Source organism: Pseudomonas sp. NPDC078416, assembly GCF_050268485.1.
Taxonomy (GTDB): domain Bacteria; phylum Pseudomonadota; class Gammaproteobacteria; order Pseudomonadales; family Pseudomonadaceae; genus Aquipseudomonas.
On record NZ_JBNNGV010000033.1, the window covers coordinates 1 to 26,755 of the forward strand.

Annotated in this window: 22 protein-coding genes; 7 read left to right on the forward strand and 15 right to left on the reverse strand. The window is 61.8% G+C overall.

Going from position 1 to position 26,755, the window contains the following annotated elements; translation table 11 throughout:
* From ACQKEN_RS21780 to mtnA, 8 genes are all read right to left on the reverse strand, one after another.
* On the reverse strand, positions 1 to 447 hold a 447-nt coding region (locus ACQKEN_RS21780; RefSeq protein WP_427688661.1), incomplete at its 3' end, for a S1 RNA-binding domain-containing protein.
* Positions 448 to 568: 121 nt separating this feature from the next.
* Positions 569 to 1,258, reverse strand: a complete 690-nt coding sequence (gene cmk / locus ACQKEN_RS21785; RefSeq protein WP_427688663.1) for a (d)CMP kinase — start codon at positions 1,256 to 1,258, stop codon at positions 569 to 571.
* Positions 1,255 to 3,462 carry a bifunctional prephenate dehydrogenase/3-phosphoshikimate 1-carboxyvinyltransferase gene (locus tag ACQKEN_RS21790; RefSeq protein WP_427688733.1) on the reverse strand — a complete coding sequence of 736 codons (2,208 nt, stop codon included), beginning with the start codon at positions 3,460 to 3,462 and terminating at the stop codon, positions 1,255 to 1,257. Before ACQKEN_RS21790 ends, cmk begins: the two co-directional genes overlap by 4 nt.
* A 28-nt stretch (positions 3,463 to 3,490) precedes the next feature.
* Positions 3,491 to 4,603 (reverse strand): histidinol-phosphate transaminase, encoded by a 1,113-nt coding sequence (hisC, locus tag ACQKEN_RS21795; protein WP_427688665.1) that lies wholly within the window; start codon positions 4,601 to 4,603, stop codon positions 3,491 to 3,493.
* A 54-nt stretch (positions 4,604 to 4,657) separates the two neighbouring features.
* Positions 4,658 to 5,752 carry a prephenate dehydratase gene (pheA, locus tag ACQKEN_RS21800; RefSeq protein WP_427688667.1) on the reverse strand — a complete coding sequence of 365 codons (1,095 nt, stop codon included), beginning with the start codon at positions 5,750 to 5,752 and terminating at the stop codon, positions 4,658 to 4,660.
* A complete protein-coding gene (gene serC / locus ACQKEN_RS21805) occupies positions 5,752 to 6,837 on the reverse strand; it encodes a 3-phosphoserine/phosphohydroxythreonine transaminase (RefSeq protein WP_427688669.1) in 1,086 nt (361 codons plus the stop codon). The genes pheA and serC overlap by 1 nt, the downstream gene beginning before the upstream one ends.
* A 258-nt stretch (positions 6,838 to 7,095) precedes the next feature.
* Positions 7,096 to 9,906: a DNA gyrase subunit A gene (gene gyrA / locus ACQKEN_RS21810; protein WP_427688671.1), complete on the reverse strand. Its 2,811-nt coding sequence runs from the start codon at positions 9,904 to 9,906 to the stop codon at positions 7,096 to 7,098.
* 305 nt (positions 9,907 to 10,211) lie between these two features.
* Positions 10,212 to 11,288: an S-methyl-5-thioribose-1-phosphate isomerase gene (gene mtnA, locus ACQKEN_RS21815; RefSeq protein ID WP_427688673.1), complete on the reverse strand. Its 1,077-nt coding sequence runs from the start codon at positions 11,286 to 11,288 to the stop codon at positions 10,212 to 10,214.
* A gap of 163 nt (positions 11,289 to 11,451) precedes the next feature.
* Here mtnA and ACQKEN_RS21820 point away from each other — a divergent pair, with 163 nt between their 5' ends.
* From ACQKEN_RS21820 to ACQKEN_RS21840, 5 genes are all read left to right on the forward strand, one after another.
* Positions 11,452 to 12,783 carry a TRZ/ATZ family hydrolase gene (locus ACQKEN_RS21820; RefSeq protein WP_427688675.1) on the forward strand — a complete coding sequence of 444 codons (1,332 nt, stop codon included), beginning with the start codon at positions 11,452 to 11,454 and terminating at the stop codon, positions 12,781 to 12,783.
* A gap of 67 nt (positions 12,784 to 12,850) precedes the next feature.
* Positions 12,851 to 13,549: a bifunctional 2-polyprenyl-6-hydroxyphenol methylase/3-demethylubiquinol 3-O-methyltransferase UbiG gene (gene ubiG / locus ACQKEN_RS21825; RefSeq protein ID WP_133776382.1), complete on the forward strand. Its 699-nt coding sequence runs from the start codon at positions 12,851 to 12,853 to the stop codon at positions 13,547 to 13,549.
* A 3-nt stretch (positions 13,550 to 13,552) separates the two neighbouring features.
* The gene (mupP, locus tag ACQKEN_RS21830; RefSeq protein WP_427688678.1) at positions 13,553 to 14,224 is read left to right on the forward strand and encodes an N-acetylmuramic acid 6-phosphate phosphatase MupP; all 672 of its coding nucleotides are present in this window, start codon (positions 13,553 to 13,555) and stop codon (positions 14,222 to 14,224) included.
* A 57-nt stretch (positions 14,225 to 14,281) separates the two neighbouring features.
* Positions 14,282 to 15,028: a YciK family oxidoreductase gene (locus tag ACQKEN_RS21835; RefSeq protein ID WP_427688680.1), complete on the forward strand. Its 747-nt coding sequence runs from the start codon at positions 14,282 to 14,284 to the stop codon at positions 15,026 to 15,028.
* A gap of 293 nt (positions 15,029 to 15,321) precedes the next feature.
* Entirely contained in the window at positions 15,322 to 16,248 is a 927-nt protein-coding gene (locus ACQKEN_RS21840; protein ID WP_427688682.1) for a GGDEF domain-containing protein, read from the forward strand.
* Positions 16,249 to 16,252: 4 nt separating this feature from the next.
* Here ACQKEN_RS21840 and ACQKEN_RS21845 read toward each other — a convergent pair whose 3' ends face one another.
* The 7 genes from ACQKEN_RS21845 to ACQKEN_RS21875 all read right to left on the reverse strand — a co-directional run bounded on the left by ACQKEN_RS21845 (position 16,253) and on the right by ACQKEN_RS21875 (position 24,391).
* Positions 16,253 to 17,050 (reverse strand): TenA family transcriptional regulator, encoded by a 798-nt coding sequence (locus ACQKEN_RS21845; protein WP_427688684.1) that lies wholly within the window; start codon positions 17,048 to 17,050, stop codon positions 16,253 to 16,255.
* Positions 17,051 to 17,085: 35 nt separating this feature from the next.
* Positions 17,086 to 19,551: an EAL domain-containing protein gene (locus tag ACQKEN_RS21850; protein WP_427688686.1), complete on the reverse strand. Its 2,466-nt coding sequence runs from the start codon at positions 19,549 to 19,551 to the stop codon at positions 17,086 to 17,088.
* A 273-nt stretch (positions 19,552 to 19,824) separates the two neighbouring features.
* Positions 19,825 to 21,648 carry an ABC transporter ATP-binding protein gene (locus ACQKEN_RS21855; protein WP_427688734.1) on the reverse strand — a complete coding sequence of 608 codons (1,824 nt, stop codon included), beginning with the start codon at positions 21,646 to 21,648 and terminating at the stop codon, positions 19,825 to 19,827.
* 10 nt (positions 21,649 to 21,658) lie between these two features.
* Positions 21,659 to 22,261 (reverse strand): DsbA family protein, encoded by a 603-nt coding sequence (locus ACQKEN_RS21860; RefSeq protein WP_427688736.1) that lies wholly within the window; start codon positions 22,259 to 22,261, stop codon positions 21,659 to 21,661.
* A gap of 36 nt (positions 22,262 to 22,297) precedes the next feature.
* Positions 22,298 to 23,269 carry a rhodanese-related sulfurtransferase gene (locus ACQKEN_RS21865; RefSeq protein WP_427688688.1) on the reverse strand — a complete coding sequence of 324 codons (972 nt, stop codon included), beginning with the start codon at positions 23,267 to 23,269 and terminating at the stop codon, positions 22,298 to 22,300.
* Positions 23,270 to 23,545: 276 nt separating this feature from the next.
* Positions 23,546 to 23,842, reverse strand: a complete 297-nt coding sequence (locus tag ACQKEN_RS21870) for a BolA family protein (protein ID WP_427688690.1) — start codon at positions 23,840 to 23,842, stop codon at positions 23,546 to 23,548.
* 12 nt (positions 23,843 to 23,854) lie between these two features.
* A complete protein-coding gene (locus ACQKEN_RS21875; protein ID WP_065992947.1) occupies positions 23,855 to 24,391 on the reverse strand; it encodes a DUF2059 domain-containing protein in 537 nt (178 codons plus the stop codon).
* 261 nt (positions 24,392 to 24,652) lie between these two features.
* On the opposite strand from ACQKEN_RS21875, the gene ACQKEN_RS21880 reads away from it, so the two are divergent.
* Together ACQKEN_RS21880 and ACQKEN_RS21885 are read left to right on the forward strand one after the other, a co-directional pair.
* The gene (locus ACQKEN_RS21880) at positions 24,653 to 26,047 is read left to right on the forward strand and encodes a class II fumarate hydratase (RefSeq protein WP_427688692.1); all 1,395 of its coding nucleotides are present in this window, start codon (positions 24,653 to 24,655) and stop codon (positions 26,045 to 26,047) included.
* Positions 26,040 to 26,654, forward strand: a complete 615-nt coding sequence (locus tag ACQKEN_RS21885) for an NAD(P)H-dependent oxidoreductase (RefSeq protein ID WP_427688693.1) — start codon at positions 26,040 to 26,042, stop codon at positions 26,652 to 26,654. The genes ACQKEN_RS21880 and ACQKEN_RS21885 overlap by 8 nt, the downstream gene beginning before the upstream one ends.
* Positions 26,655 to 26,755: the final 101 nt, after the last annotated feature.

Consider the following 26,755-nt stretch of genomic DNA (forward strand, 5'->3'; position numbering starts at 1 on the left):
GCGAAGCGCTGACCATGTCGGACCGCGTCGCGGTGTTCCATCAGGGCGAGATCCAGCACGGATGCCGTTAACGTCGACTGTGAAGCCGCCTTTAACCTTACCGTTGATAACGCCCTTGACCACTTCCTCAGCTGCGAAAGCCGCTTCCAGAACGATCCAGCACTCAGCACGCTTGGCTTTTTCGCGGGACAGCTTGGTTTCGCCAAAGCCGTCTTCGACCGCGTCCAGCGCAACGTGGACTTCATCGCCGATCTTGATGGTCAGCTCGCCAGCATCGTTGTGGAACTGCTCCAGCGGGATGAGGCCTTCGGACTTCAGACCAGCGTGAACGGTGACCCAACCAGCCTGGTAATCGATATCGACGATGATCGCGGTGATGATCGAACCGGCCTGAAGGTTAAGAGTCTTTAGGCTTTCTTCGAAAAGTTCAGCAAAGCTTTCGCTCATTTTAATTCCTGTTGATAAGGGCGAAGAATACGCCCATCTGCCACGCTCCAGACAACGTGGGTTTCGTTCATATGAAAGAAAGCCTGCGGGACTATGACTGGTCTCCCACATGGCTTTCTGGTCATCCGGCGAGATCGCGGAGTGCGACTTCACTCAGGATGCGTTCAAGCACCTGCTCGATGGACAATTCGGTGGAATCCAGCTGAATGGCGTCATGCGCCGGCTTGAGCGGGGCTACCGCTCGCTGGGTGTCGCGCTCGTCGCGGACACGGATCTCATCTAGCAGACTCGGCAGACTAACATCGTCACCCTTGGCCTTCAACTGCAAATATCGCCGACGGGCACGCTCGTCGACGCTGGCCGTCAGAAAAATCTTCAATGGCGCGCCGGGAAAGACCACCGTGCCCATGTCGCGGCCGTCGGCGATCAGACCCGGAAACTCCTGAAATGCCCGCTGGCGCTGCAGCAATGATTCGCGAACGGCCGGCAACGACGCCACTTGCGACGCGCCACTGCCGACATGCTCGTTGCGGATGGCCGACGTCACGTCCTCCCCTTCCAGGATGATTCGCTGACCGTGGTCGTCGGTCGCTGCCATGAACTGCACGTCCAGATGCGCAGCGAGCAGCTTCAATGCTTCTTCATTGGTCAGGTCGACGCCATGGTTGACGGCCGCGAAGGCCAGCAACCGATACAGCGCGCCGGAATCCAGCAGGGACCAGCCCAGACGTTTGGCCAGCTTGCCAGCCACCGTGCCCTTCCCGGAACCGCTGGGTCCGTCGATCGTAATGACCGGAGCTTGAACTTTCACGATTGCCCCTCTTGCGTTACACGAATACCCACCTGAGCACACAGCGTCAGGAAACTGGGAAATGAAGTCGCCACATTGGCGCAGTCCCGGATGTGGATGGGGCTGGCCGCACGAAGCGACGCGATACTGAATGCCATGGCAATGCGGTGATCACCCTGCGCATTGATTTCACCACCGCCGATGGTTCCACCATCAATAATGATGCCATCTGCGGTGGATTCAACGTTTATGCCGAGCGTCGCCAGACCATCGGCCATGGCGAGAAGGCGGTCGGATTCCCTGGCGCGCAACGCCCCAGCGCCCTGAAGCACCGTCCGCCCTTCGGCGCACGCGGCGGCAATGAAGAGGGCCGGAAACTCGTCGGTCGCCAGCGGCACCAGCGCCTGGGGGATATCGATACCCCTGAGCCGCGCATGGCGCACGTGCAGGTCAGCCACCGGTTCACCGCCCGCATCTCGCGGGTTGCGCAGCGTGATGTCCGCGCCCATCAGACGGAGAATATCGATGACGCCCGATCGCGTCGGGTTGATACCCACGCCTTCGAGAATCAGATCGGAGCCCTCGGCGATGGACGCAGCCACCAGGAAAAACGCTGCCGAGGAGATATCGGCGGGCACTTCGATGCGTGCAGCCTTGAGCTCAGCCCCTGACTGCAGCGCCACTGCCCCGTCATGAACAACAACCGAATGACCGAAGCCTTGCAGCATGCGCTCGGTGTGGTCCCGGGTCGGCGCTGACTCATGCACCATCGTTGTGCCATTTGCGTAGAGACCGGCGAGCAACAGCGCGGATTTCACCTGAGCACTGGGCAACGTCATGTCGTAGCGGATGGCCTGAAGACTCTGCCCGCCGCGAAGGGTCAGCGGCGGCCGACCGTCTTCTGCGGTTTCGATCACGGCGCCCATCAGGCCCAAGGGCTCGACGACGCTGGTCATCGAGCGCCGCGACAGCGAGGCATCGCCGCTCAGCACGCTGTCGAATCGCTGCGCGGCCAACAGGCCACAGAGCAGACGCATCGACGTGCCCGAGCTCCCCAGGTAAAGCGGCCCCGGCGCCGGTTGAAGCCCGTCGAGCCCGACGCCGTGAATCGTCAGGCGACCGTGGTGCGGCCCTTCGATGACGACACCCATGTCGCGGAACGCCTGCAATGTCGCCAGCGCGTCCTCACTTTCGAGAAAACCTTCGACGACGCTGGTGCCTTGGGCCAGTGACCCGAGCATGATCGCCCGGTGAGAAATCGACTTGTCACCCGGCACGCGAACCTGCCCACGGACAACACCGCCGGGCTGCGCAATAAACGTCAGGTCGGCGCACGCTGCTTTTTCAACGTACGCACGACGGGCGAGGATCTTGCCGAAATGCTCCCGGGCGACCCGGGCCCGGGTGAACACACCGAGCAATTGGTGGCCATCGCCTGCATCCACGGCGTCGCGCAGCGCATCGAGGTCGCTACGGAAGGTGTCGAGAGTACGCAGCACGGCCTCGCGGTTCGCCAGGAAGATGTCATGCCACATCACCGGATCACTGCCGGCGATGCGCGTGAAGTCGCGGAAGCCGCCCGCCGCATAACGGAAGATGTCGAGGTTTTCGTTGCGCTTGGCCAGGGAATCCACCAGACCGAACGCCAGGAGGTGCGGCAGATGACTGGTCGCCGCCAGCACTTCATCGTGGCGCTCGACCTGCATGTGCTCGACGTCCGCGCCCAAAGCCGCCCAGAGACGGTCGACCAGCGCCAGCGCCGAGGGATCGGTTTCGGCCAGCGGCGTGAGGATGACTTTGTGCCGCTTGAACAGCTCGGCGTTGGAGGCTTCCACCCCGCTCTGCTCGGAGCCGGCAATCGGGTGGCCGGGCACGAAGCGCGCCGGAATCACGCCGAACGCTTCACGCGCAGCGCGGACCACATTGCCTTTGGCGCTGCCGACGTCGGTCAGCACGGCATCGCCCAGGTCCAGTTTCGCCAGGACGCCGAGGAGCTTTTCCATGGCCAGGATCGGCACGGCCAACTGAATGACGTCAGCCCCCACGCAGGCGGCAGCGAGATTGTCTTCACAGCGATCGACCACGCCCAGTTCCACGGCCAGTGTGCGCGATTGCGGGTCGAGATCGACGCCCACAACTTCGCGGCACAGGCCACTTTCCTTCAAGCCTTTGGCGAACGAGCCTCCGATCAATCCGAGGCCGACCACCACCAGGCGGCCGATCATAGGCGCAGCGGGTTGCAGCGACGTGACATCAACCACGCGCCAGAACCTTGCTCAACGCCTCGAGAAAACGGCTGTTCTCGGCCGGCAAACCAATGCTCACCCGCAGGTGATCGGGCATGCCGTAACCGCCGATCGGGCGAACGATCACGCCTTCGCGCAACAAGCCGTCATAGACCGAAGCGGCTTCGCGGCCCAGGTCAACGGCGATGAAGTTGGCTTTGGAGGGAATCCAGCTCAGGCCCATCCGCCCCAGCCCTTCTTCGAGCTGCTGCATGCCGGCCTCATTGAGCCGACGGCTCTGCGCGACGTAGTCAACGTCGTCCAGCGCAGCACAGGCAGCAGCCAGCGCGAGGCTGTTAACGTTGAACGGCTGACGCACGCGGTTCAGTACGTCGGCCACGACCGGCGATGACAACCCATAACCGACGCGCAACGACGCCAGGCCATAGGCCTTGGAGAAGGTCCGCGACACCAGCAGGTTCGGATAGGCGCTCAGAAACTCAAGCCCGTCAGGCAGGTCGGCGCCCTCGGCGTATTCAATGTAAGCCTCGTCCAGCACGACCAGCACGTCCTCGGGTACCTGGGCGAGAAAATCCGCCAGGGCGCTCGGCCCGAACCAGGTCCCGGTGGGATTGTTCGGGTTGGCGATGAAGACGACCCGGGTATTGCTGTCGATGGCGGCGAGCATGGCCTGCAGGTCGTGACCCCACTCCTTCGCCCTGGCGACATGAGCGGTGGCGCCCACGGCCTGGGTAACGATCGGATAGATCGCAAACGCGTGTTCGCTGAACACCGCATTGAGCCCCGGCGCCAGATAGGCGCGGGCGACGATCTCCAGAATGTCGTTGGAGCCGTTGCCCAGCGTCACTTGTCCGGGCTGCACGCCACAGACTTGTGACAACCGCTGCTTGAGCGCGAAACCGTTGCCGTCGGGGTAGCGAGTCAATTCCGCCAGTGCGTCCTTGATCGCCTGCAACGCCTTGGGGCTCGCGCCCATCGGGTTTTCGTTGCTCGCCAGCTTGATGATGCGCGCAGGATCGATATCCAGTTCACGCGCCAGTTCGTCCACCGGTTTGCCGGGGACGTAAGGCGATAGTTTTTGCACGCTGGGCTGTGCCAGCGTGAGGAAGTCGCCGCTCATGTACCGCTTTACCTCTTCAGTGAAACCCGTAGGGCTACAAGTCCGGACGCAGGATCAAAGCACTGCCTTCGGATAGGAACCCAACACCTTGAGCGCCACGGCTTCCTGGCTGATCTGCTCGAGAACCGCCTTGATCAGCGGGTCGCGGTGGTGGCCGACGAAATCGATGAAGAACACGTAGGTCCATTTACCGCTTCGCGAGGGACGCGTCTCGATGCGTGTGAGGTCGATGCCGTTTTCGTGGAAAGGCACCAGCAGCTCATGCAGCGCGCCCGGCTTGTTGCTCATCGACACGATGATCGACGTCTTGTCGTCGCCGGTCGGCGGCACTTCCTGATTGCCGATCATAAGGAAGCGCGTGGAGTTGTCCGGACGGTCTTCGATCTTCTCGGCAATCCGCGTCAGGCCATAGAGGCCCGCCGCCATATCACCGGCGATCGCCGCCGAGTTCCACTCGCCCTTGACCCGCTTGGCCGCTTCGGCGTTGCTGGCGACGGCGACGCGCTCGACATTCGGGTAGTGCGCGTCCAGCCACTTGCGGCATTGCGCCAGGGACTGGGCGTGGGAATAGATACGGCTGATGCTGTCGGTCTTGGTGTTCTCGCCCACCAGCAGATGATGGTGAATGCGCAGCTCGACTTCACCGCAGATGACCATGTCATGCTCAAGGAAGCTGTCCAGGGTGTGGTTGACCGCACCTTCGGTGGAGTTTTCCACCGGGACAACGCCGAAGTTCACCGCACCGGCGGCCACTTCACGGAACACTTCGTCGATCGCCGCCATGGGCTTGCTGATCACCGCATGGCCGAAATGCTTCAGCGCGGCAGCTTGGGTAAACGTGCCCTCAGGACCGAGATAAGCGACTTTGAGCGGTTGCTCCAGCGCCAGGCACGAGGACATGATTTCGCGGAACAGCCGCGCCATCTCTTCGTTGCTCAACGGGCCACGGTTACGGTCCATGACACGCCTGAGTACTGCCGCTTCACGCTCGGGGCGATAAAACACCGGAACCTCGCCTGCCGGCAGGTCGGCCATCTTCACCCGCGCCACTTCCTGGGCGCAGCGGGCGCGCTCGCTGATCAGTTCCAGGACTTTTTCGTCCAGGCTGTCGATGCGGACCCGCAGTGCCTTGAGCTCTTGTTCAGACATTAGCCGTGTTCCTTCTCGAACTCTGCCATGTACGCCGTCAGGGCATTGACCGCGCTGAGGTCGATGGCATTGTAGATGGACGCGCGCATGCCGCCGACAGAGCGGTGGCCCTTCAGGTTGAGCAGGTTGCGCGCTTCGGCACCCGCGAGGAACGGCTTGTCCAGGCGATCATCGGCCAGACGGAACGGCACGTTCATCCACGAGCGGTCGGACGGGTTGATCGGGTTGCTGTACAGGCCGCTGGCGTCGATGAAGTCGTACAGCGTGCGCTGCTTGAGTTCATTGCGGGTGGCCATGGCTTCGACGCCGCCCTGCTCTTTCAGCCATTCGAAAACCAGACCGGACAGGTACCAGGCCAGCGTTGGCGGCGTGTTGTACATGGAGCCGTTGTCGGCCGCGACCTTGTAGTTAAGCATCGTCGGGCAAAGGGAACGCGCCCGACCCAGCAGGTCCTCGCGGATAATCGCCACGACAATGCCGCTCGGGCCGATGTTCTTCTGGGCGCCCGCGAAGATCATGCCGAAACGCGAGACGTCGAGAGGGCGCGAGAGGATGTCCGAAGACATGTCGGCGACCAGCGGCACGTCACCGGTTTCCGGAATCCAGTTGAATTGCAGGCCGCCAATGGTCTCGTTGGGCACGTAGTGGACGTAAGACGCGTCTTTCGACAGCTTCCACTCGTTCTGACCGGGAATGGCAAAGTAGTCGGAAGGTTTGGCGCTGGCGGCGACATTGATGTTGCCGTAGCGCGATGCTTCTTCAATGGCTTTCTGCGACCAGATGCCGGTGTCGATGTAGTCGGCCGTGCCGTTTTCCGGCAGCAGGTTCAACGGAACCTGAGCAAATTGCTGGCTGCCGCCGCCTTGAAGAAACAGCACTTTGTAGTTAGAGGGGATGGACAGCAGGTCGCGAAGATCCTGCTCCGCCTTGATGGCGATGGAAACGAACTCGTCGCTGCGATGGCTCATTTCCATGACGGACAGGCCTTTGCCATGCCAGTCCAGAAGTTCGGCCTGGGCACGCAGCAGAACAGCTTCAGGGAGCGCGGCAGGACCTGCGCAGAAGTTAAAGGCTCGCTTGCTCATATCCACTCTCGTCGTGTCACTGAATTAATTTGGAACGGGTGAAATGCGGGGAAGTGCGGAACAGGGACTGCATTGTGTCAGGGGGACCGCATCGCGACCGTCGTTACCTCCGATTGCTCCTACAGCGGTTATGCACTCGGTCACCGAGATCGATTGTAGGAGCAATCGGAGTTTACGACGGTCGCGAAAGCGGCCTGCCTGACAAGATCTATCCCGTCATGCCAAGGAAGGGGCCAGCTCACCAGCCCCCTTTCAGCGTTACTCCTGCGGCTCTTCTTCGTCAGCCGCGGAATCCGCTTGCACATCGTCAGCGGACTCGTCGGTGTCGACGGCGCCAGTCAGGTCGCCATCCCCTGCTTCACCTTCAAGAGTTTCGCCTTCGAACGCTTCGCCTTCCAGCTCTTCGCCCTCGACTTCCGATGGCTCCTGAACGCGCTCCAGACCGACCAGTTTCTCGTCCTTGGCCAGCTTGATCAGGGTCACGCCCTGAGTGTTACGGCCCAGACTCGAGACCTCGCCAACGCGGGTACGCACCAGCGTGCCCTGGTCGGAAATCAGCATGATTTCCTCGCCTTCCTGCACCTGAACCGCGCCGACCAGACGGCCGTTACGCTCGTTGCTGACCATGGCGATAACGCCCTGACCGCCACGCTTGTACTCAGGGAACTCGGTGATCGCGGTGCGCTTGCCGTAGCCACGCTCGGAAGCGGTGAGGATCTGGCTGCCCTGCTCCGGGATCAGCATGGAAATCAGCTTCTGCCCTTCCGGCAGACGCATGCCGCGAACACCGCGAGCCGTACGGCCCATGGCGCGCACTTCGGATTCCTTGAAGCGAGTGACCTTGCCGCCGTCGGAGAACAGCATGATTTCCTGCTCGCCATCGGTGACGGCCGCCGAAATCAGGATGTCGCCTTCGTCCAGCTCCAGCGCAATCAGGCCGACGCTGCGTTGGCGACTGAACGCCACCAGCGGGGTCTTCTTGACGGTACCGTTGGCGGTCGACATGAAGATGAACGGCGCTTTCTTCTTGTCGGCGGCCTTGATGCGTGCCTTGCGCTCTTCTTCGGTCTCGTTGCTGTTTTCGAGGTCTTCGGCGTCGGCGTCCACGCCTTCGGCTTCTTCTTCGTCAGCACGCTTGCGCATGGCTTCGAGATCGACCGGCAGCATGGTGGTGATGTATTCGCCTTCGCTCAGCGGCAACAGGTTGACCAGCGGACGACCACGGGCAGCGCGGGACGCTTCCGGGATCTCGTAGGTCTTGAGCCAGTACACCTTGCCCTTGCTGGAGAACATCAGCAGCGTGGTGTGGCTGTTGGCAACCAGCAGGTGAGCGATGTAATCCTCATCCTTGACGCCGGTGGCCGACTTGCCTTTGCCGCCGCGACGCTGGGCCTGATAGACGGCCAGCGGTTGAGTCTTGGCGTAGCCACCGTGGGAGATGGTCACCACGCGCTCTTCTTCGGGGATCATGTCGCCGAGGGTCAGGTCCAGGCGTGCATCGAGGATCTCGGTGCGACGCACATCGCCGTATTCGGCGCGGATCAGCTCCAGCTCTTCGCGGATGACTTCCATCAGGCGCGTGGCGCTGTTGAGGATGCGCAGCAGCTCGCCGATCTGAGTCAGGATTTCCTGGTACTCGGTCAGCAGCTTCTCGTGTTCCAGACCGGTCAGGCGGTGCAGACGCAGCTCAAGGATCGCCTGAGCCTGTTCCGGCGACAGGAAATACTTGCCGTCACGCATACCGTACTGAGGATCGAGGTTTTCCGGGCGGGACGATTCGGCGCCTGCGCGCTCGACCATCTCGACCACGGCGCTGGATTCCCACGGCGTGCTGATCAGGCCTTCCTTGGCTTCAGCCGGGGTCGGCGAGGCTTTGATGAGGGCGATGACCGGGTCGATGTTCGACAGGGCAACGGCCTGACCTTCGAGGATGTGACCCCGCTCGCGGGCCTTGCGCAGCTCGAACACGGTGCGACGGGTAACGACTTCGCGACGGTGACGAATGAAGGCTTCCAGCAGGTCCTTGAGGTTCAGGATGCGGGGGCGGCCGTCGATCAGCGCAACGATGTTGATGCCGAAGACGCTTTGCAGCTGGGTCTGGGCGTAGAGATTGTTGAGGATGACCTCAGGCACTTCGCCGCGACGCAGCTCGATGACCACGCGCATGCCGTCCTTGTCGGACTCGTCGCGCAGTTCGGTGATGCCTTCAAGCTTCTTCTCTTTGACCAGCTCGGCGATCTTCTCGATCAGACGCGCCTTGTTCAACTGGTACGGCAGTTCGGTGATGACGATCTGCTGGCGACCACCGACCTTGTCGATGTCTTCGACCATGGAGCGGGCGCGCATGTAGATGCGGCCACGGCCGGTCTTGTAGGCTTCGACGATGCCGGCGCGACCGTTGATGATCGCGGCGGTCGGGAAGTCGGGGCCGGGGATGTACTGCATCAACTCGTCGACGGTGAGGTCGCCGTTGTCGATGAGCGCCAGACAGCCATCGATGACTTCACCGAGGTTGTGCGGCGGGATGTTGGTCGCCATGCCCACGGCAATACCGCTTGAGCCGTTGACGAGCAGGTTGGGAATACGGGTCGGCATGACCGCAGGAATCTGTTCGGTGCCGTCGTAGTTCGGCACCCAGTCCACGGTTTCCTTGTGCAGGTCGGCCAGCAGCTCGTGGGCCAGCTTGGTCATGCGCACTTCGGTGTATCGCATGGCGGCGGCGTTGTCGCCGTCCACCGAACCGAAGTTGCCCTGGCCGTCTACCAGCAGGTAACGCAGGGAAAAGGGTTGGGCCATACGAACGATGGTGTCGTAGACCGCGGTATCGCCATGCGGGTGGTACTTACCGATAACGTCACCGACCACACGGGCGGATTTCTTGTACGGCTTGTTCCAGTCGTTACCCAGTTCGCTCATCGCGAACAGTACCCGCCGGTGCACGGGCTTCAAGCCGTCGCGCGCATCGGGCAGAGCTCGTCCGACGATGACGCTCATCGCGTAGTCGAGGTAGGACTGCTTCAGCTCGTCTTCGATATTGACCGGGAGGATTTCTTTGGCCAGTTCGCCCATGAGAAGCCTGATTCCTTTTTCTGGTGAAACCTCGCTCAGCCATCCGGGATGAACAAGGCTTGCCGCTGCCGACGATTGTCAGGCAACGACTTACGACAAATCAGCGAGTTATGCCATGAATGTGCGCAGTCATAAGGGTCGCCATGCGCCCCTTTGGAAACCGCCGGATGGTACCACAATCGCCGTCAGGCACGAAGTGTTTGCAGGCGCCGCGAACAAGCCATTTCGTCAGCAGACGCCTGAGAAGCGCTCACAGAGCCCGATAGCGCGTTTGGCGACGAACGGCATTACCGGCTGCGGGGTGATCAATGCAGGCGTTTGCGGCACATCAACAGGGCCATTTTTGCCGTGTCGGGGCGCTCGACGATGCCCTTCTCGGTGACGATGGCGTCGATGAGATCGGCGGGCGTCACGTCGAAAACCGGGTTGAAGGCGTCGACGTCGGCACCCACCCGCTTGCCGCCGACTTCCAGCAATTCGCGGCCATCGCGTTCTTCGATGGGGATGTCGTCGCCACTGGCCAGGTTCATGTCGATGGTCGAACTCGGCGCCACCACCATGAAGCGCACGCCGTGGTGCATCGCTGCCACCGCCAGCTGGTAAGTGCCGATCTTGTTGGCGACGTCGCCGTTGGCGGTGATGCGGTCGGCGCCGACGATGACCCAGGTGATGCCTTTGGTTTTCATCAGGTGCGCGGCCGCGGAGTCGGCGTTGAGCGTGACCGGAATGCCTTCGTTGACCAGTTCCCACGCGGTCAGGCGGGAGCCCTGCAGCCAGGGCCGGGTTTCGTCGGCGTAGACGCGCTCGATCATGCCTTCCAGGTGTGCCGCGCGAATGACACCAAGCGCGGTACCGAAGCCGCCGGTGGCCAGCGCGCCGGTGTTGCAATGGGTCAGTACGGTCTGCAGATTGCCCTGGTGCTTGCGGATCAGCTCGGCACCCAGTTGCGCCATGGTCAGGTTGGCTTCGCGGTCGCTCAAGTGAATCGCCACGGCTTCGGCTTCCATGGCCTTCAGGGGATCTTCGTGATCCTTGAGGCGGTACAGGCGCTCGCGCATGCGGTTCAGCGCCCAGAACAGGTTGACCGCCGTTGGCCGGGAATTGGCCAGCAGGTCGAAGTCTTCTTCCAGGGCCATTTGCCAGTCGCCGCCTTCGGCCAGACGATCAATGACCGCCAGTACGATGCCGTAGGCCGCACTGATGCCGATGGCCGGCGCGCCGCGAACGACCATCGTGCGAATGGCCTCGGCCACGCCTTCAGCTGTGGTGTAGGGATGCCAGGTTTCTTCGAAGGGCAAGACCCGCTGATCCAGCAGATACAACGTGCCCTCCCGCCAATCGATGGCCTTTACCTTCTCCGCAGCCAGTAATCGATCGCGCATTGCACACCCCACTTGATGAATTTTTGAAAAGCTGCCGCCACAGCGACGGTGCAAAGAAGCAAATCGCCAGCACCTTAAAAAGCCGCCGATTATAGCGAGCCGCCTGCGAAGACGCTCGGGTATACTTCGCCGTCCCCGTAATAAGCCATTGGATGCCCGCCCCATGCCCCATTCCGCTGCCCCGCTCGACCTGTTGTTGCTGCCGGACTGGCTGGTACCGGTCGAACCCGCCGGCGTTGTGTTGAAGCAGCACGGGATCGGCATTCGCGATGGCCTGATCGTTTACATCGGCCCCCGAGCCGAAGCCCTGCGCCAGCCGGCCCTCGATGTGCGCGAATTGCCGGGCATGCTGCTCAGCCCCGGGCTGATCAACGCACACGGCCATGCGGCGATGACACTGTTCCGCGGGCTGGCCGACGATCTGCCGTTGATGACCTGGCTGCAGGATCATATCTGGCCGGCCGAGGCGAAATGGGTCGATGAAGATTTCGTCCGCGACGGCACCGATCTGGCCATCGCCGAGCAACTTAAAGGCGGCATCACCTGCTTCTCAGACATGTATTTCTTTCCGAAGGTGGCGTGCGAGCGGGTGCACAACAGTGGCATTCGCGCACAGATCACCGTGCCGGTGCTGGACTTCCCGATACCCGGCGCGCGCAACAGTGACGAATCCCTGCACATCGGCATCGAGCTGTTCAACGATCTGGCCCACCACGACCGCATCAAGATCGCCATGGGGCCCCACGCGCCTTATACCGTCAGCGACGAGAACCTGGAGAAGATCCGGGTCATCGCCGATGAGCTGGACGCGATGATCCAGATGCACGTTCACGAAACCGCCTTTGAAGTGCATGAGGCCGTTCAGCAACGCCAGGAGCGCCCCCTTGCGCGCCTGCAGCGCCTGGGCCTGCTGGGCCCGCGCTTTCAGGCGGTGCACATGACCCAGATCAGCGATGACGATCTGGCGATGCTGGTCGAAAGCAACTCCAGCGTCATTCACTGCCCCGAATCGAACCTGAAACTGGCCAGCGGCTTCTGCCCGGTCGAGCGCCTGTGGCAGGCCGGGGTCAACGTCGCCATCGGCACCGACGGCGCGGCCAGTAACAACGACCTGGACCTGCTCGGCGAAACCCGCACTGCCGCGCTGCTGGCGAAAGCCGTTGCCGGCTCGGCCACCGCGCTGGACGCCCACCGTGCGCTGCGCATGGCCACGCTGAACGGCGCCCGCGCCCTGGGCATCGACGATCACACCGGCTCGCTGCAAATCGGCAAGGCCGCCGACATGGTCGCGTTCGACCTGTCGGGCCTTGCACAACAGCCGGTCTACGATCCGGTGTCACAGCTTATCTATGCAACGGGTCGCGATTGCGTGACCCACGTCTGGGTCGCCGGCAAGCCATTGCTGCAGGACAAACGCCTGACCCGCATGGACGAAGAAGCGCTGACCCGAACCGCCAAAGCCTGGGGCAACCGCATCGCGGCAGACAAAGCCTGACCCAATCCGCTTCGCCACGGTCAGATACCGTGGCCGGACACCGAATTCAAGTTTTAGAGGATCACACATGAGCAACGTCGACCACGCCGAAATCGCCAAATTCGAGGCCCTCGCCCATCGCTGGTGGGATCGCAACAGCGAATTCAAGCCGCTTCACGACATCAACCCACTGCGGGTGAACTGGATTGACGAGCGCGTGAATCTGGCTGGCAAGAAGGTGCTCGACGTCGGCTGCGGTGGCGGCATTCTCAGCGAGGCCATGGCCTTGCGCGGCGCCACGGTGACAGGCATAGACATGGGCGAGGCACCGCTGGCCGTGGCGCGACTGCACCAGCTGGAATCCGGCGTGAATGTGGAATACCGGCAGATCACCGCCGAAGCGCTGGCCGAAGAAATGCCCGAGCAGTTCGACGTCGTCACCTGCCTGGAAATGCTGGAGCATGTGCCGGACCCGTCGTCGGTGATCCGCGCTTGCTACCAGATGGTCAAGCCGGGCGGTCAGGTGTTTTTCTCCACCATCAACCGCAACCCGAAGGCGTACCTGTTCGCCATCATCGGCGCCGAATACATCATGAACCTGTTGCCGCGCGGCACCCATGACTTCAAGAAATTCATCCGCCCTTCCGAGCTGGGCGCATGGAGCCGCGATGCCGGCCTGCAGGTCAAGGACATCACCGGCCTGACCTACAACCCGCTGACCAAGCATTACAAGCTGGCGTCCGACGTCGACGTCAATTACATGATCCAGACACTGCGGGGAGTCTGAGCCATGCGCCTGAGGGCAGTTCTCTTCGACATGGACGGCACGCTGCTCGACACCGCGCCGGACTTCATTGCGATCTGCCAGGCGATGCTGGCCGAACGCGGCTTCCCGCGTGTGGACGACAAGCTGATTCGCGACGAGATCTCCGGCGGCGCCAGGGCGATGGTTTCGGCCGCGTTCGCCATGTCCCCCGAGGCGCCGGAATTCGAGGCGCTGCGCCTGGAATTTCTGGAGCGCTACCAGACCGATTGCGCGGTGCACAGCACGCTGTTCGACGGCATGGCCGAGTTGCTCGCCGACATCGAGAAAGCCAACCTGATCTGGGGCGTGGTCACGAACAAACCGGTGCGTTTCGCTCAACCCATCATGGAGCAACTGGGCTTGTCGGAGCGTTCCGCGGTGCTGATCTGCCCGGACCATGTGACCAGGAGCAAACCTGATCCTGAGCCGCTGCTGCTGGCCTGCAAGATGCTCGATCTGGACCCGGCCAGCGTGTTGTTCGTGGGCGATGACCTGCGTGACATCGAATCCGGTCGCGACGCCGGCACCAAGACCGCCGCCGTACGCTACGGCTACATCCATCCCCAGGACAATCCCGATCACTGGGGCGCGGACGTAGTGGTGAATCACCCCCTGGAGCTGCGCCGGGTGCTGGATGATGCGTTGTGCAGCTGCTGAGCGCTCATCCGCGCAGCTCGGCATAACCCAGCGCTTTACCTATACAAAGGAGCCCCCATGTTCAATTACTCCGCCCGCCCCGACCTGCTCAAGGACCGGGTGATTCTGGTCACCGGCGCAGGCCGTGGCATCGGCGCCGCTGCCGCGAGAACCTACGCCGCCCATGGCGCGACAGTCTTGCTGCTGGGCCGGACCGAAGCGAATCTGAGCGCGCTGTATGACGAGATCGAAGCCGCCGGTCACCCGCAGCCGGTGGTCATCCCGTTCGATCTGGAGACCGCCCTGCCCCGTCAATACGACGAACTCGCCGCGATGATCGAAGGGGAGTTCGGCCGGCTTGACGGCGTACTGCACAACGCCTCGATCATCGGGCCGCGCACGCCGATCGAGCAGCTCACCGGTGAGCAGTTCATGCAGGTGATGCACGTGAACGTCAACGCCACCTTCATGCTGACCACCGCGTTGCTGCCGCTGCTCAAGCTCTCGGGTGACGCGTCCATCGCCTTCACCTCCAGCAGCGTCGGGCGCAAAGGCCGCGCGTATTGGGGCGCCTATGGCGTGTCCAAGTTCGCCACCGAAGGGCTGATGCAGACGCTGGCCGATGAAATCGACGGACTTGGATCGCTGCGCGCCAACAGTATCAATCCGGGCGCAACCCGCACCGACATGCGTGCCCAGGCGTACCCGGCCGAAGATCCGACCAATAATCCGACACCGGAAGAGATCATGCCGGTCTACCTGTACCTGATGGGGCCGGACAGCAAAGGCACCAACGGACAGGCACTGGATGCGCAGACCCGCTGATCCGCTGATCCAGGGCAAATCTTCCGCCACCCACAAGGAGCGCTCCCAAAGACGCTCCCTCAACTGAATATCAGACTGGGTCGGAAACCCTCCACTCGGCAGTTTTCCGCCATCTCGTGTAGCCGTCTGCCTTCAGAATCGATACGTTAGTCAAATCCAAGGCGCGGAAAGGTATCAAACCTGTCACAATCCGCCGCAACTTATTGATTGACAACACTTTTCACTCAGGCAGTCGAATTGGCACGAGTTTCGCTCTCTCCATTTCAAGCCCGTAGAGGCGAAGGAGCGGAACCATGAGTCTTCCAAACACCACCAATGCCATCGATTTCGACAGCGCCCGGCTGCAACGCCATGGTTTCGCGCCGCAGCCCAGCGTCGTCCGGCCTGCCCTCGATTACGAGCAGCTCAGGCGTCAGCTCAATCTGCAGCTGCAGACCAGCCTCGAAGCGGACAAGATCCTGTCGATGCTCTTCCAGAGCGTTCAGCAACTCATTCCGCTGAATGCCCTGAGCTTCAAGCACCTGCCTACCGATCTGCGCCTGGAGCTGGGTGAGCGCGCCCGTCACAACGTCACGTACAGCATGACCCACGAAGGCGAGCACCTGGGGGAGCTGTCGTTCCAGCGCGACCACCGTTTTGCCGAGCATGAGCTGGAGCAACTCGAGTCGTTGCTGTCCAGCCTGCTGTATCCCCTGCGTAACGCCCTGCTGTACCGCCACGCCAGCCTGAGTGCGCTGCGTGACCCGCTGACCGGCGCCGGCAACCGGATTGCCATGGAACAATCGCTGATTCGCGAATTCGAGATCGCACGCCGCCAGCAGCAACCGCTGTCGGTGCTGATGCTCGACATCGACCACTTCAAAGGCATCAACGACACCCACGGCCACGCCACGGGCGATGAAGTGCTGCGGGCCGTGACCAACGTGGTCAAGGATCGCCTGCGCAACATCGATCAGGTGTTCAGGTTTGGCGGTGAGGAGTTTCTCATCGTGCTGACCAACACCAGCCGTGAGTCAGCCGCCCTGGTGGGCGAACGCCTGCGCAGCGCCGCACTGCAACTCACTTATCCGGTAAAGGGACGGGCTGTGGACCTGACGGTCAGCCTTGGTTGCTCGACGCTGCTGCCGGGCGAATCGTCCGACAGCATGTTGCGCCGTGCTGACACGGCCCTGTACGCCGCCAAGCGCAAGGGCCGCAACCGCCTGGAAATGGCGGGCTGACCGATCAGGCGCGGGCGGGGATCCGGTGTTCACGGACCGAGCCGTTGCCTTCCTGCGATCGTTCCAGCGTCATGCACCGCTCAAGGAACAGGAACATGTACTCGTAGCTCTTGCAGACCGCCATTCGCACGTCGCTCTGCAATTGCTCGCTGGGGTTGTTGCCGGCCAGAGTGCAGATGATTTCCAGCGCTTCCCAGGGGTGGGAGTCGTCGTACTGCGCATGCATCTTCAGCCACTTCATCGCGCGCTTTCGTGTGTCCGGCGGGAACATGTTCGCGTAGGTGTCCTGGGAGCAGACAACGGCCGACCATTCGCCGGTGGCGCCTTCGATGGCGTAGTTGGTCGCCGCGATGGCCACCACCAGCGAATCCGACGAACAACTGTGCCAGCACCAGTGATTCAACGCGTGGAGTTCCGAGGGCACCAACTGCGCCTGCAAGTCTTCCAGCGTCACCCCGTGGGCGGCGCTCCAGTTGACCCAGTAATCGGCGTGGTTGAGTTCGACCCGAATATTGCGCATCAACCATCGTCGCGCCATGTCTTCACCCGGATGTCGGGCGAATCGGGTTTTCGTCAGGTTATGCGCCATGTAGACCGCGAACTGTTCGACGACCGGCCAGCCACCAATCAGGTACTGGCGCATGGTCTTAGAACTGAGCCGCCCGTCACGCATGCGTTGATAAAGTTCATGCCCTACCACCTTGGCCTTGGCGTCACTGCAATCATCAATCAATTGCTGTGCCCAAGCGGGGTAACTGCTGGCATCCATCAGCGGACCGGTTCTAATGAACATATCGATCACTGTGTAGCTCCTTATGTGAGTTGCGTAGGGTGTGTTCAGCGAAAAGTCCCGGGAGCGCTGAACAACAGCGGGGTCTGCCTCGCGGGCCGTGCGTGCAGACATTCACAGGTGAATAATTGCGGTCGCTCGATAACGTAACCCTGAGCGTAGTCCACACCGATTTCCAATAACGCCTGCTCTATCTGGGGGCTCTCGACGAACTCGGCGATCGTCTGTTTGCCCATTACGTGCCCGATATGGTTGATCACTTCCACCATCGCCCGGTTGACCGGATCGTCGAGCATGTCTTTTACGAAACTGCCATCAATCTTCAGGAAATCCACAGGCAAGTGCTTCAAGTACGCGAATGACGACATGCCTGCACAGAAGTCATCCAGAGAGAAACGGCATCCCAGACTTTTAAGTTCATTGATGAACCGAATGGCGCTGCCCAGATTGGCGATCGCACTGGTTTCGGTGATTTCAAAACAGATAAGTTCAGGGGGGATTGCGTAGATCTGGAACTGCTGTCGCAAATACTCAAGAAAGGCGTCGTCTCCAATACTGGTCCCGGACAGGTTGATCGCACACACCGCCATGGGCCCTTTGCCGTGTCCGGACTTGAGACAGTCGGCGATGATCATGAAAACGTGCTGCACAACCCAGCGGTCCAGGGTGGTCATCATGCCGTAGCGCTCGGCGGCAGGGATGAAACTGTCGGGCAGGATCATGCGCCCGGACTCGTCACGCAGCCGCAGCAAAATCTCGATATGGCCGTGACCCTGCTCGGGGTTACGGCCCAGTGCTGCAATTTCCTGGGAATACAGACAGAAGCGATTGTCTTCGAGGGCCATGTGCAGGCGTTGAATCCAGGCCATTTCGCCGAAGCGGGTGGACAGATCGGAGTCGTCGTCATGGTAGACCTGAACCCGGTTGCGGCCTTTTTCCTTGGCCATGTAGCAGGCCATGTCGGCGGCGCGCAGCGAAGTCTCGAGGGTGGTCGGGACATCGTCGATGTGCACCAGACCGATGCTGACAGTGGTGACAAACGGCCGGCCCTTCCAGACAAAATGCAGGCTTTCCACGGTTTGCCGCAGGCTCTCGGCCACCCGCTCGGCGGCCTCCGGCGCGCAGTGTTCGAGGAGAATACCGAACTCGTCGCCGCCCAGACGCGCCAGCGTGTCGCCTTCGCGCACGCCCTGCTGCAGCAGCGTGCAGATGTGCCGCAGCAGTTCATCACCCGCGGCATGACCGCTGGTGTCGTTGACCAGCTTGAACTGATCGAGGTCCAGGAACATCAACGCATGCCGCGCCGGCTGCTCGGCCAGGCCGTTGAGGGCCAGCTCCAGGCGGTACTCGAACTCGCGGCGGTTGGTCAGGCCGGTCAGCGCATCATGGGTCGCCTGCCAGGACAGGTTGGCGATGTACTGACGCTCCTGGGTCATGTCATGCAGCACCAGCACCGCGCCACTGACCTTGCCCTCGGTGCGGATCGGCGAGCCGACCAGCGCGACCGAAACGGTGCTGCCGTCCAGACGCTGAATCAGTCTTGAACTCTCACTGCCGCCGCCCAGGTTGCCACTGAGCATGCGCTCGATCAGGGTCGAGGTGTCTTTCTGATCGTTTTCGTCCAGCAGGCTGAACAGCGCGGCCAGCGGCAGACCGGCCGCCTGCTCGTTCTTCCAGTGGGTCATGAGCTCCGCAGCGGGGTTCATGTAGACGATGGAGCCGTCGACATCAGTAGTGATGACGCCGTCACCGATGGACTCCAGGGTGATCTGCGCGCGCTCTTTTTCCATCTGCAGCGCAATCGCAAAGGCGTGGCGCTGTTCCAGCAATTTGTGGGTGCGCAGCAGTGCAAGGATGATCAGGCACAGCGCCGTGGCGAGATTGACCACCAGCAGAATCCGCAGGATGAGCCGCGAGCCCTCCCCCAGTGCGTCGCTGAAGGCCATGGCTGCCGGCGTCACGCTTTCGTTGATGGCGCTGATGCGTTGGCGCCAGCCCAGGACCTCGCTGTTGGTAACGTTGCCTTCCTGAATCCTCGCGTGCATTTCCCGCGCGACTTCGTCGAGCTGCACCAGGTAATTGTCACCCACCTTCCACAGGTCGATGGCCTTTTCCAGGTAGCTGAAGTGCTGGAAGTTCAGGTAGAGCCAGATGATGCTCTGGGCATCGTCGGGATGGTTACCACCCTGCAGAATCCCTGCAGTGGCGCGCGCGATGTCGGGCACCGGCTGATCCATCGCCAGGCGCAAGTCATGCCCACCCTGAGGAATGGCAATCGCTTTCTGGTATTTAAGGTAATTGATGTCGTCACGACTGTTGGCGTACAGATTCAGGTAGTGGATGGCGTCTTTCTGGCCCTTCGACCACAGGCTCTCACCGCCAATGTAGCTGCGCACCGCAGACATCATGTACAGGCTGACGCAGCCGAGCAGTGCCTGTAGCAGCACGACAGCGATAAATGGCCAGACGATGCCCAGAAGACGAGGCTTCTCGAGAATCCGCTTTTGCTTCATGGTGTCCCTTTCATCAGCACTGCAGGTACTCGGCCCCCCCACGCCAGGCAACCTTCCTGGAGCCTGAGGGACTTCGCTAATTTCCACGACGCAGCAGACAATCTCTCACATCTTTTACAAGACGTAACCAGCCAATCGGGTGCGAAGACGTAAATATGACGCTTTTCACACTTCTGGTCAGCGGCGAGGCAAAGCATAGCCCAAGAATTGACGTGTTCCACTGGCGATACGCCATTTGGGCGCGGCGCCCCGAATGCTCTCAGGCTCTGTGTGTCACACCTGTTGCAGGTGTCCGTAGAGCCTAGCGTACAGTCCGCCGTCCGCAATCAATTGCTGATGATCACCGTCTTCGGCGATACGCCCGCCATCGAACACCAGCACACGGTCCGCCTGTTTCACCGCCGACAGTCGGTGGGCGATGATCAGCGTCGTGCGGCCACTGAGAAAACGGTTCAGGGCCTGGTGCAGGTTGTACTCGGTGGCGGCGTCCAGCGCAGAGGTAGCCTCATCGAGAATGACCACCTTGGGGTCGGCCAGCACCATGCGCGCGATTGCCAGCCTCTGGCGCTGGCCGCCGGACAGGCGAACCCCCGAACGCCCGACCACGCTGTCCAGCCCCAGTGGCAGGGCGCGGATCGTCGCATCCATTTGGGCAATTTCCAGCGCCTGCCAGCAGGCGTTGTCGTCCTGCTCGCGGCCCATAAGGAGGTTGGCGCGAACGGTGTCGTTGAACAGCGCCGGATGCTGGAGCACCACGGCGACGTTCTCGCGAACGGTGTCCAGGCCAATCTCCTGCAAGCTTGAACCACCGAAACGAATGACCCCGGATTTGGCGGTGTACAGGCCGAGCAGCAACTGAACGAGCGTGCTCTTGCCACCGCCGCTGGCCCCCACGATCGCGACTTTTTCGCCGGGATTGATCGACAGGTCCAGTTGATCGAGGACCAGTTCGTCGTTGTAGCCGAAGCTCAAACCGCGCACGTCGATGCTCACCGTCTGCCGCCCAGTGAACGGATTGGTCTGCCCCGGGTATTGAGGCTCGTCCGCGCGGGCCAGCAATTCGTTGATGCGGGTCAGTGCACCGCCGGCTGCGTAATAGGCGTACTGCAGATTCAGCAGTTGTTCGACCGGACCGATCATGAACCACAGGTAACTGAACACCGCCAGCATGTGGCCGATGGACAGGTCGGAGAACAACACCGTGAGCATCGCGGCAGCACGAAAAATGTCGATGCCGAACTGAAACAGCAGCCCGCTGGCCCGGCCCGAGGCATCGCTCTTCCACTGGGACGACACCGCGTAATCCCGCACTTCCCGGGCACGCAGGCCGAGCAACCCGAGGAAATAGCCCTGACGGTTACTGGCACGGATCTCCTGAATGGCGTCGAGGGTTTCAGTGAGCGCCTGGGTGAAGCGCGAAGTGCTGTCGTTTTCCAGCTTCTTGAGGTGTTTGACGCGCTTGCCGAGCTTCACCGTGGCGAACACCACCAGCGGGTTAAAGAGCAGGATCAGCAGCGCCAGTTGCCAATGCATCCACATCAGGATGGCAGCGGTGCCCGTGAGGGTAAGCATCGCCACGAGGAACTTGCTCAGCGTCTCGCCGACGAATTTGTCCACGGTGTCCAGATCAGTCACCAGATGCGCGGTAACCGTGCCGCTGCCCAGGCTCTCGTATTCGCTCAGCGAGATGCGCTTGAGTCGCTCGATCAGGCGCGTGCGGATGCGATAGACGATGTCCTTGGCCAGCCCGGCGAACAGCCGCGCCTGAATCACGTTGAACACCAGCGCGCCCAGTCGCAGGCACAGTGTCGCCACCAGCATCAGCCCAATGTAGCCAACGGGTTTGTGCAGGCTGTCGGGCAGGAACTGATTCATGAAAATCAGCGCCGAATTGCCCTTGCCCAGCAGCACTTCATCGACCAGCAAGGGCAGCAGCAGCGGGATCGGCACCGAGCAGAGCACCGCCAGGACCGCGACGCCATTGGCGATCCACAGCGCCTTTTTGTGTTGCAGGGCGAGGCGGCGGATCTGTGCCCAGTTCAGGCGATCGCCGGCCGGACGCTCATGAGCCGATGCGGCGGGATTGCGGTGTTCCAGGTCGGGGACGTCAGGCACTGGCGTTGCGCTCCAGCCAGCGACCGAGCAACGGACCGAGGACGTCGAGGGGTTGATAGCCGTTGGTCAGCAGCGCCAGTTGGCCGTTGCGCTCGGCAAGCAACGTCGGGAAACCCGCTATGCCCAGGTCCTGAACCCAGGAGAAATCCGACGCAGTCGCGGTGTGCTGTTCGACACTGTCGAAGGCTTCGGCGAACTCGATGCGTGGCAAGCCGGCTTTTTCGGCGAGCTCCGCCAGCACCGAGCCGTGGGTCACGTCCCGGCCGTGAAGATAAAACGCTTGCTGAATTTCTTTGACCAGCCGCCAGGCAACGTCCGGCGCCAGGCTGCGCGCCGCAACGATGGCCCGGCAGGCGGGCGCGGTGTCGTAGACGAAACCGTCGGGCAAGGCGCCATCGAAACGGAATACCTGGCCCGTGGCCTCGTGCACCGCTTGCCAGTGTTCGAGAATGTAGCGTTTGGTCGCCGGTTCCAGCGCCGCGCCACTGCCGGTGCGCAATCCGCCCACCACCAGATGCAACGGCACCCCCGCCGCTGCCGCCTGCTCGACCAATGCTTCGGCCACCGGAGAAAACCCCCAGCACCAGGAACACATCGGGTCCATCACATACAGCAGGCGGGTGGACATGGCTCAGGCCTCGTTGCTTGGGGTTTCAGTCGCCTGGCCGTCAAGCGCGCGGTAATTGCGCCCGATCGGGTGCGGCTGATTGCGTGCCTTCGCCAGCTCGATCTGCTTTTGCCGGTCGATGGCGCTGCGGCGGGTTTTCTCGCTCAGCGAATCCCAGCAGTGCGGGCAACTGACCCCCGGCGAATAATGCTCGCTGGCCCGGTCTTCGGCACTGATCGGCGTGCGGCAGGCATGGCATTGATCGTAGTCGCCTTCGGTCAGGTCGTGGCGGACGGTGACACGATTGTCGAACACAAAGCAGTCACCCTGCCAGCGGGTTTCTTCCTGGGGCACTTCTTCCAGGTATTTGAGAATGCCGCCCTTGAGGTGATAGACCTCTTCGAACCCTTCGCCGAGCATGTAGCTGGACGCCTTCTCACAGCGAATGCCGCCGGTGCAGAACATCGCGACTTTCTTGTGCTTCGCCGGATTGAAGTGGGCCTTGATGTAGTCCGGAAATTCACGGAATGAAGTGGTCTTGGGGTCAATCGCGCCTTCGAAGGTGCCGATCGACACTTCGTAATCGTTGCGCGTATCGATCAGCAGCACTTCGGGGTCGGCGATCAGGGCGTTCCAGTCCTTGGGGTCGACGTAGGTGCCAACGGCCTTGTTCGGGTCAACGCCTGGCACGCCCAGGGTCACGATCTCTTTCTTGAGTTTGACCTTGGTGCGGTAGAACGGCTGCTCGTCGCAGTAGGATTCCTTGTGATCGATGTCGACCATGCGCGGATCGTTCTTCAGCCAGGCCATCAAGCCGTCGATGCCCTCGCGGCTGCCGGAGACCGTGCCGTTGATGCCTTCTTCAGCGATCAGCAATGTGCCTTTGATGCCGTTGTCGACCATCGCCTGCAGCAGTGGCTCGCGCAGTGCGACGTAATCGGAAAGGGTGACGAATTTGTACAGCGCCGCGACGACGATGGGTGCGGTTTGGGTCATGTGGCGTCTCCAGGTGGTGACCCTCGCAAAGGGCCTACCGGGTGAGTGATTCAGATGAACGCGCGCCGACCGGGCAACGCGGCGCGGATTCTATCAAGAATCGACGTCGGGCAGGCAGGGTGGTTGATCAGTGGGGATGAGGAGGGGTCATCAAGCAGTTAGCAGCGACAACCAACCTGTAGGAGCGCGCTTGCCCGCGATCACAGCGTGTCAGACATCGAGATGTACCAGACACATCGCATTCGCAGGCAAGCGCGCTCCTACAATGGTCGTGCGTCAGTCGTGCCCACCTGCACAGGTCGGGGAAGACGGCGGTGCGCCGAGCTTCGCCCATTCTTCCGGGGTGTAGGTGTGCAGCGCCAGCGCGTGGAACTCACCCATCAGGCCACCGAGCAGGCCGTAGACCTTCTGGTGACGCTTGACCGCGTTGAGGCCGGCGAACTGTTCGCTGACCACCACCGCTTTGTAGTGAGTGTCCGTGCCGCGACTGTGCATGTGGCTTTCATTGAGCACCTGAAGGTACTCGGGCTGAAAGACCGTCAACGCGGATTCGATTCGCTGTTGCATGCTCATGTCAGGCTTCGCTTATGGCTTCTTAGCAGGAGCGGCCGGTGCAGCAGGCTTGGCGCCGGCCGGGGTCAGTTCCTTGGTCATGTCGGCAAGCAGCTTGTTGACCACAGGCACCGCGCTTTCCAGTTTGCTCTGGGTCAGCTGGAACGACTGCTGGCTGATCTGCGGCATCTTGGCCTGGACTTTCTGGCCCAGTGGAGACTGGTAGAAGGCAACCAGGTCTTTCAGCTCGCTTTCAGTGAAGTTGGAGGTGTACAGCTTGACCATGTCAGGCTGCAGCTTTGGCCAGCTGATCACCTGATCCAGCGCAGCGTTGGCCTTGCCCTGATAGGTTTCGAGGGTGGCTTGCTTGGACGCAGGTGCTTTGGTTTCAGCGAAACGCTGAGCGAACATCTGCTGGACTTGCATGTAAACCGGCGCACCCAGTTGATCGGCGTGAGCCAGTTTGAGGAACGCTACAGCACTGGCTTCATGGCTGGCGGTGTCGGCAAGAACCTGGCCGCTGGCACATACCAGAGCAACCGCAGCACAAATGGCACGAAGACGGGTCATCGAGTTTCCTTATCTAGCAGGCGAGGCAGAACCCCAAGGCCGGCCATTCTGCGCCCCTTTGCGCATTTCCCTCAACCCCTGACGCTACGAGCGGTTATCCCGCGAACGTGACGCACTCGTCCATACGAAGGTTTAGGGCGACCGGCCCTGGCGTTTTGTCGCACACTGTCCGCACCTGTTCCGACCGCGCAGCAGCCACCGGGAACCCCTCCGGCTTCCCGGTTACTAAACTGCGCACATCGACCTTAAGGAGAGAGTCCAGTGAGCCGTACCGAAACCGACAGCATAGGTCCGATCGAAGTCCCTGAAGACGCTTACTGGGGGGCGCAGACGCAACGCTCTCTGATCAATTTCGCCATCGGCCAGGAGCGCATGCCCCTGCCGGTGCTGCACGCGCTGGCACTGATCAAGAAAGCCGCCGCGCGGGTCAATAATCGCAACGGCGATCTGCCCGCCGACATTGCCAACCTGATCGAGCAGTCCGCCGACGAAGTGCTGCAGGGACAGCTCGACGACCAGTTTCCCCTGGTGGTCTGGCAGACCGGCAGCGGCACCCAAAGCAACATGAACGTCAATGAAGTCATCGCCGGCCGCGCCAACGAACTGGCCGGTGGAGGCCGCGGCGGCAAGTCGCCGGTTCACCCCAACGATCACGTCAACCGCTCGCAAAGCTCCAACGACTGCTTCCCTACCGCGATGCATATTGCAGCGGTACAAGCGGTGAAAGAGCAACTGCTGCCGGCGATTGCCGAACTGTCCAGCGGTCTGTCGGAGCAGTCCTCACGGCACATGAAGCTGGTGAAAACCGGCCGCACGCACATGATGGACGCCACGCCGATCACCTTCGGCCAAGAGCTCTCGGCCTACGTCGCTCAGCTCGATTACGCCGAAAAAAGCATCCGCGCCGCATTGCCTGCAGTGTGCGAGCTGGCCCAGGGCGGCACCGCCGTCGGCACCGGTCTGAACTCGCCCCACGGATTCGCCGAAGCGGTCGCCGCCGAACTGGCTGCGCTGTCCGGCCTGCCCTTCGTCACCGCGCCGAACAAGTTTGCCGCGCTGGCCGGGCATGAGCCGCTGACCGCGCTGTCCGGCGCGCTGAAAACCCTCGCCGTGACCCTGATGAAGATCGCCAACGACCTGCGCCTGCTGGGTTCCGGCCCCCGCGCCGGCCTGGCAGAAGTCAGGCTGCCAGCCAACGAGCCGGGCAGCTCGATCATGCCGGGCAAGGTCAACCCGACCCAATGCGAGGCGCTGTCGATGCTGGCGTGTCAGGTCATGGGCAACGACACCACGATTACCTTTGCCGCCAGTCAGGGCCACCTGCAACTGAACGTGTTCAAGCCAGTGATCATCCACAACCTGCTGCAATCGATCCGCTTGCTGGGCGATGGCTGCCGCAACTTCAACGAGCACTGCATTGCCGGCATGGAACCGGATGCCGCCAAGATGGCCGAGCATCTGGAACGCGGCCTGATGCTGGTGACCGCGCTGAACCCGCACATCGGCTACGACAAATCGGCGCAGATCGCTAAAAAAGCCTACAGCGAAGGCCTGACCCTGCGCGAAGCGGCCCTGCAACTGGGTTTCCTCACCGACGCCGAGTTCGACGCCTGGGTGCGCCCGGAAAAAATGCTCGAGGCCGGCAGCAATGGCTGAACCCATCAGCGGCGCCACGCCACTGGAAGGCTATGGCAAACGCATCCTGATGATCATCGGCACGCCGAAAAGCATCAGTCTCGGCCACGCGCTGGGCGAGGCGTATGCCCAGGGCGCGCGCAGCAAAGGTCATGTGGTGCGGGTGCTCAAACTTGACGAGATGGATTTCGACCCGGTGCTGCGCGGTGGCTATGAATCCGCCCAGACGCTGGAACACGATCTGCTTGAAGCCCAGCGCGAGGTGCACTGGGCGCAGCACCTGGTGTTCGTGTATCCGGTCTGGTGGGGCGGCCTACCGAGCCTGCTCGGTGGGTTTTTCGACCGGGTGTTCATGCCCGGTTTTGCCTTCAAGGCCCATGGCAGGCATCACCCTTCCAACGAGCTGCTGAAGGGCCGGACAGCGGAATTGCTGGTGACGATGGACACGCCTTCGCGCTACTTCCGCTGGGTTTTCAAAGCCCCGGCCCATCGGCAGATGGTCAAAACGATCCTGGAGTTCTGCGGGATCAAGACCACACGGCTCACGGAGTTTTCGCCGGTGCGCACCTCCACCGAGGAGCAGCGTCAGCAGTGGATCCGCCAGGCCGAGGCGCTGGGCAAGCGCTAAGCCACAAACGTCTGTGATCAATGACTCAGTGGTGCCGCCGCCAGGAATCTGGCGCGGCAACGCCGTGGGGCGGCGTAAATTAATGGAACGCTTGTGAAACA

Excerpts from the sequence above, each read along its gene's own strand:
- ACQKEN_RS21790 (WP_427688733.1), bottom strand. The coding sequence starts at position 3,462 with ATGATCGGCCGCCTGGTGGTGGTCGGCCTCGGATTGATCGGAGGCTCG.
- hisC (WP_427688665.1), bottom strand. The coding sequence starts at position 4,603 with ATGAGCGGCGACTTCCTCACGCTGGCACAGCCCAGCGTGCAAAAACTA.
- pheA (WP_427688667.1), bottom strand. The coding sequence starts at position 5,752 with ATGTCTGAACAAGAGCTCAAGGCACTGCGGGTCCGCATCGACAGCCTG.
- serC (WP_427688669.1), bottom strand. The coding sequence starts at position 6,837 with ATGAGCAAGCGAGCCTTTAACTTCTGCGCAGGTCCTGCCGCGCTCCCT.
- gyrA (WP_427688671.1), bottom strand. The coding sequence starts at position 9,906 with ATGGGCGAACTGGCCAAAGAAATCCTCCCGGTCAATATCGAAGACGAG.
- mtnA (WP_427688673.1), bottom strand. The coding sequence starts at position 11,288 with ATGCGCGATCGATTACTGGCTGCGGAGAAGGTAAAGGCCATCGATTGG.
- ACQKEN_RS21820 (WP_427688675.1), top strand. The coding sequence starts at position 11,452 with ATGCCCCATTCCGCTGCCCCGCTCGACCTGTTGTTGCTGCCGGACTGG.
- ubiG (WP_133776382.1), top strand. The coding sequence starts at position 12,851 with ATGAGCAACGTCGACCACGCCGAAATCGCCAAATTCGAGGCCCTCGCC.
- mupP (WP_427688678.1), top strand. The coding sequence starts at position 13,553 with ATGCGCCTGAGGGCAGTTCTCTTCGACATGGACGGCACGCTGCTCGAC.
- ACQKEN_RS21835 (WP_427688680.1), top strand. The coding sequence starts at position 14,282 with ATGTTCAATTACTCCGCCCGCCCCGACCTGCTCAAGGACCGGGTGATT.
- ACQKEN_RS21840 (WP_427688682.1), top strand. The coding sequence starts at position 15,322 with ATGAGTCTTCCAAACACCACCAATGCCATCGATTTCGACAGCGCCCGG.
- ACQKEN_RS21850 (WP_427688686.1), bottom strand. The coding sequence starts at position 19,551 with ATGAAGCAAAAGCGGATTCTCGAGAAGCCTCGTCTTCTGGGCATCGTC.
- ACQKEN_RS21860 (WP_427688736.1), bottom strand. The coding sequence starts at position 22,261 with ATGTGTTCCTGGTGCTGGGGGTTTTCTCCGGTGGCCGAAGCATTGGTC.
- ACQKEN_RS21865 (WP_427688688.1), bottom strand. The coding sequence starts at position 23,269 with ATGACCCAAACCGCACCCATCGTCGTCGCGGCGCTGTACAAATTCGTC.
- ACQKEN_RS21870 (WP_427688690.1), bottom strand. The coding sequence starts at position 23,842 with ATGAGCATGCAACAGCGAATCGAATCCGCGTTGACGGTCTTTCAGCCC.
- ACQKEN_RS21875 (WP_065992947.1), bottom strand. The coding sequence starts at position 24,391 with ATGACCCGTCTTCGTGCCATTTGTGCTGCGGTTGCTCTGGTATGTGCC.
- ACQKEN_RS21885 (WP_427688693.1), top strand. The coding sequence starts at position 26,040 with ATGGCTGAACCCATCAGCGGCGCCACGCCACTGGAAGGCTATGGCAAA.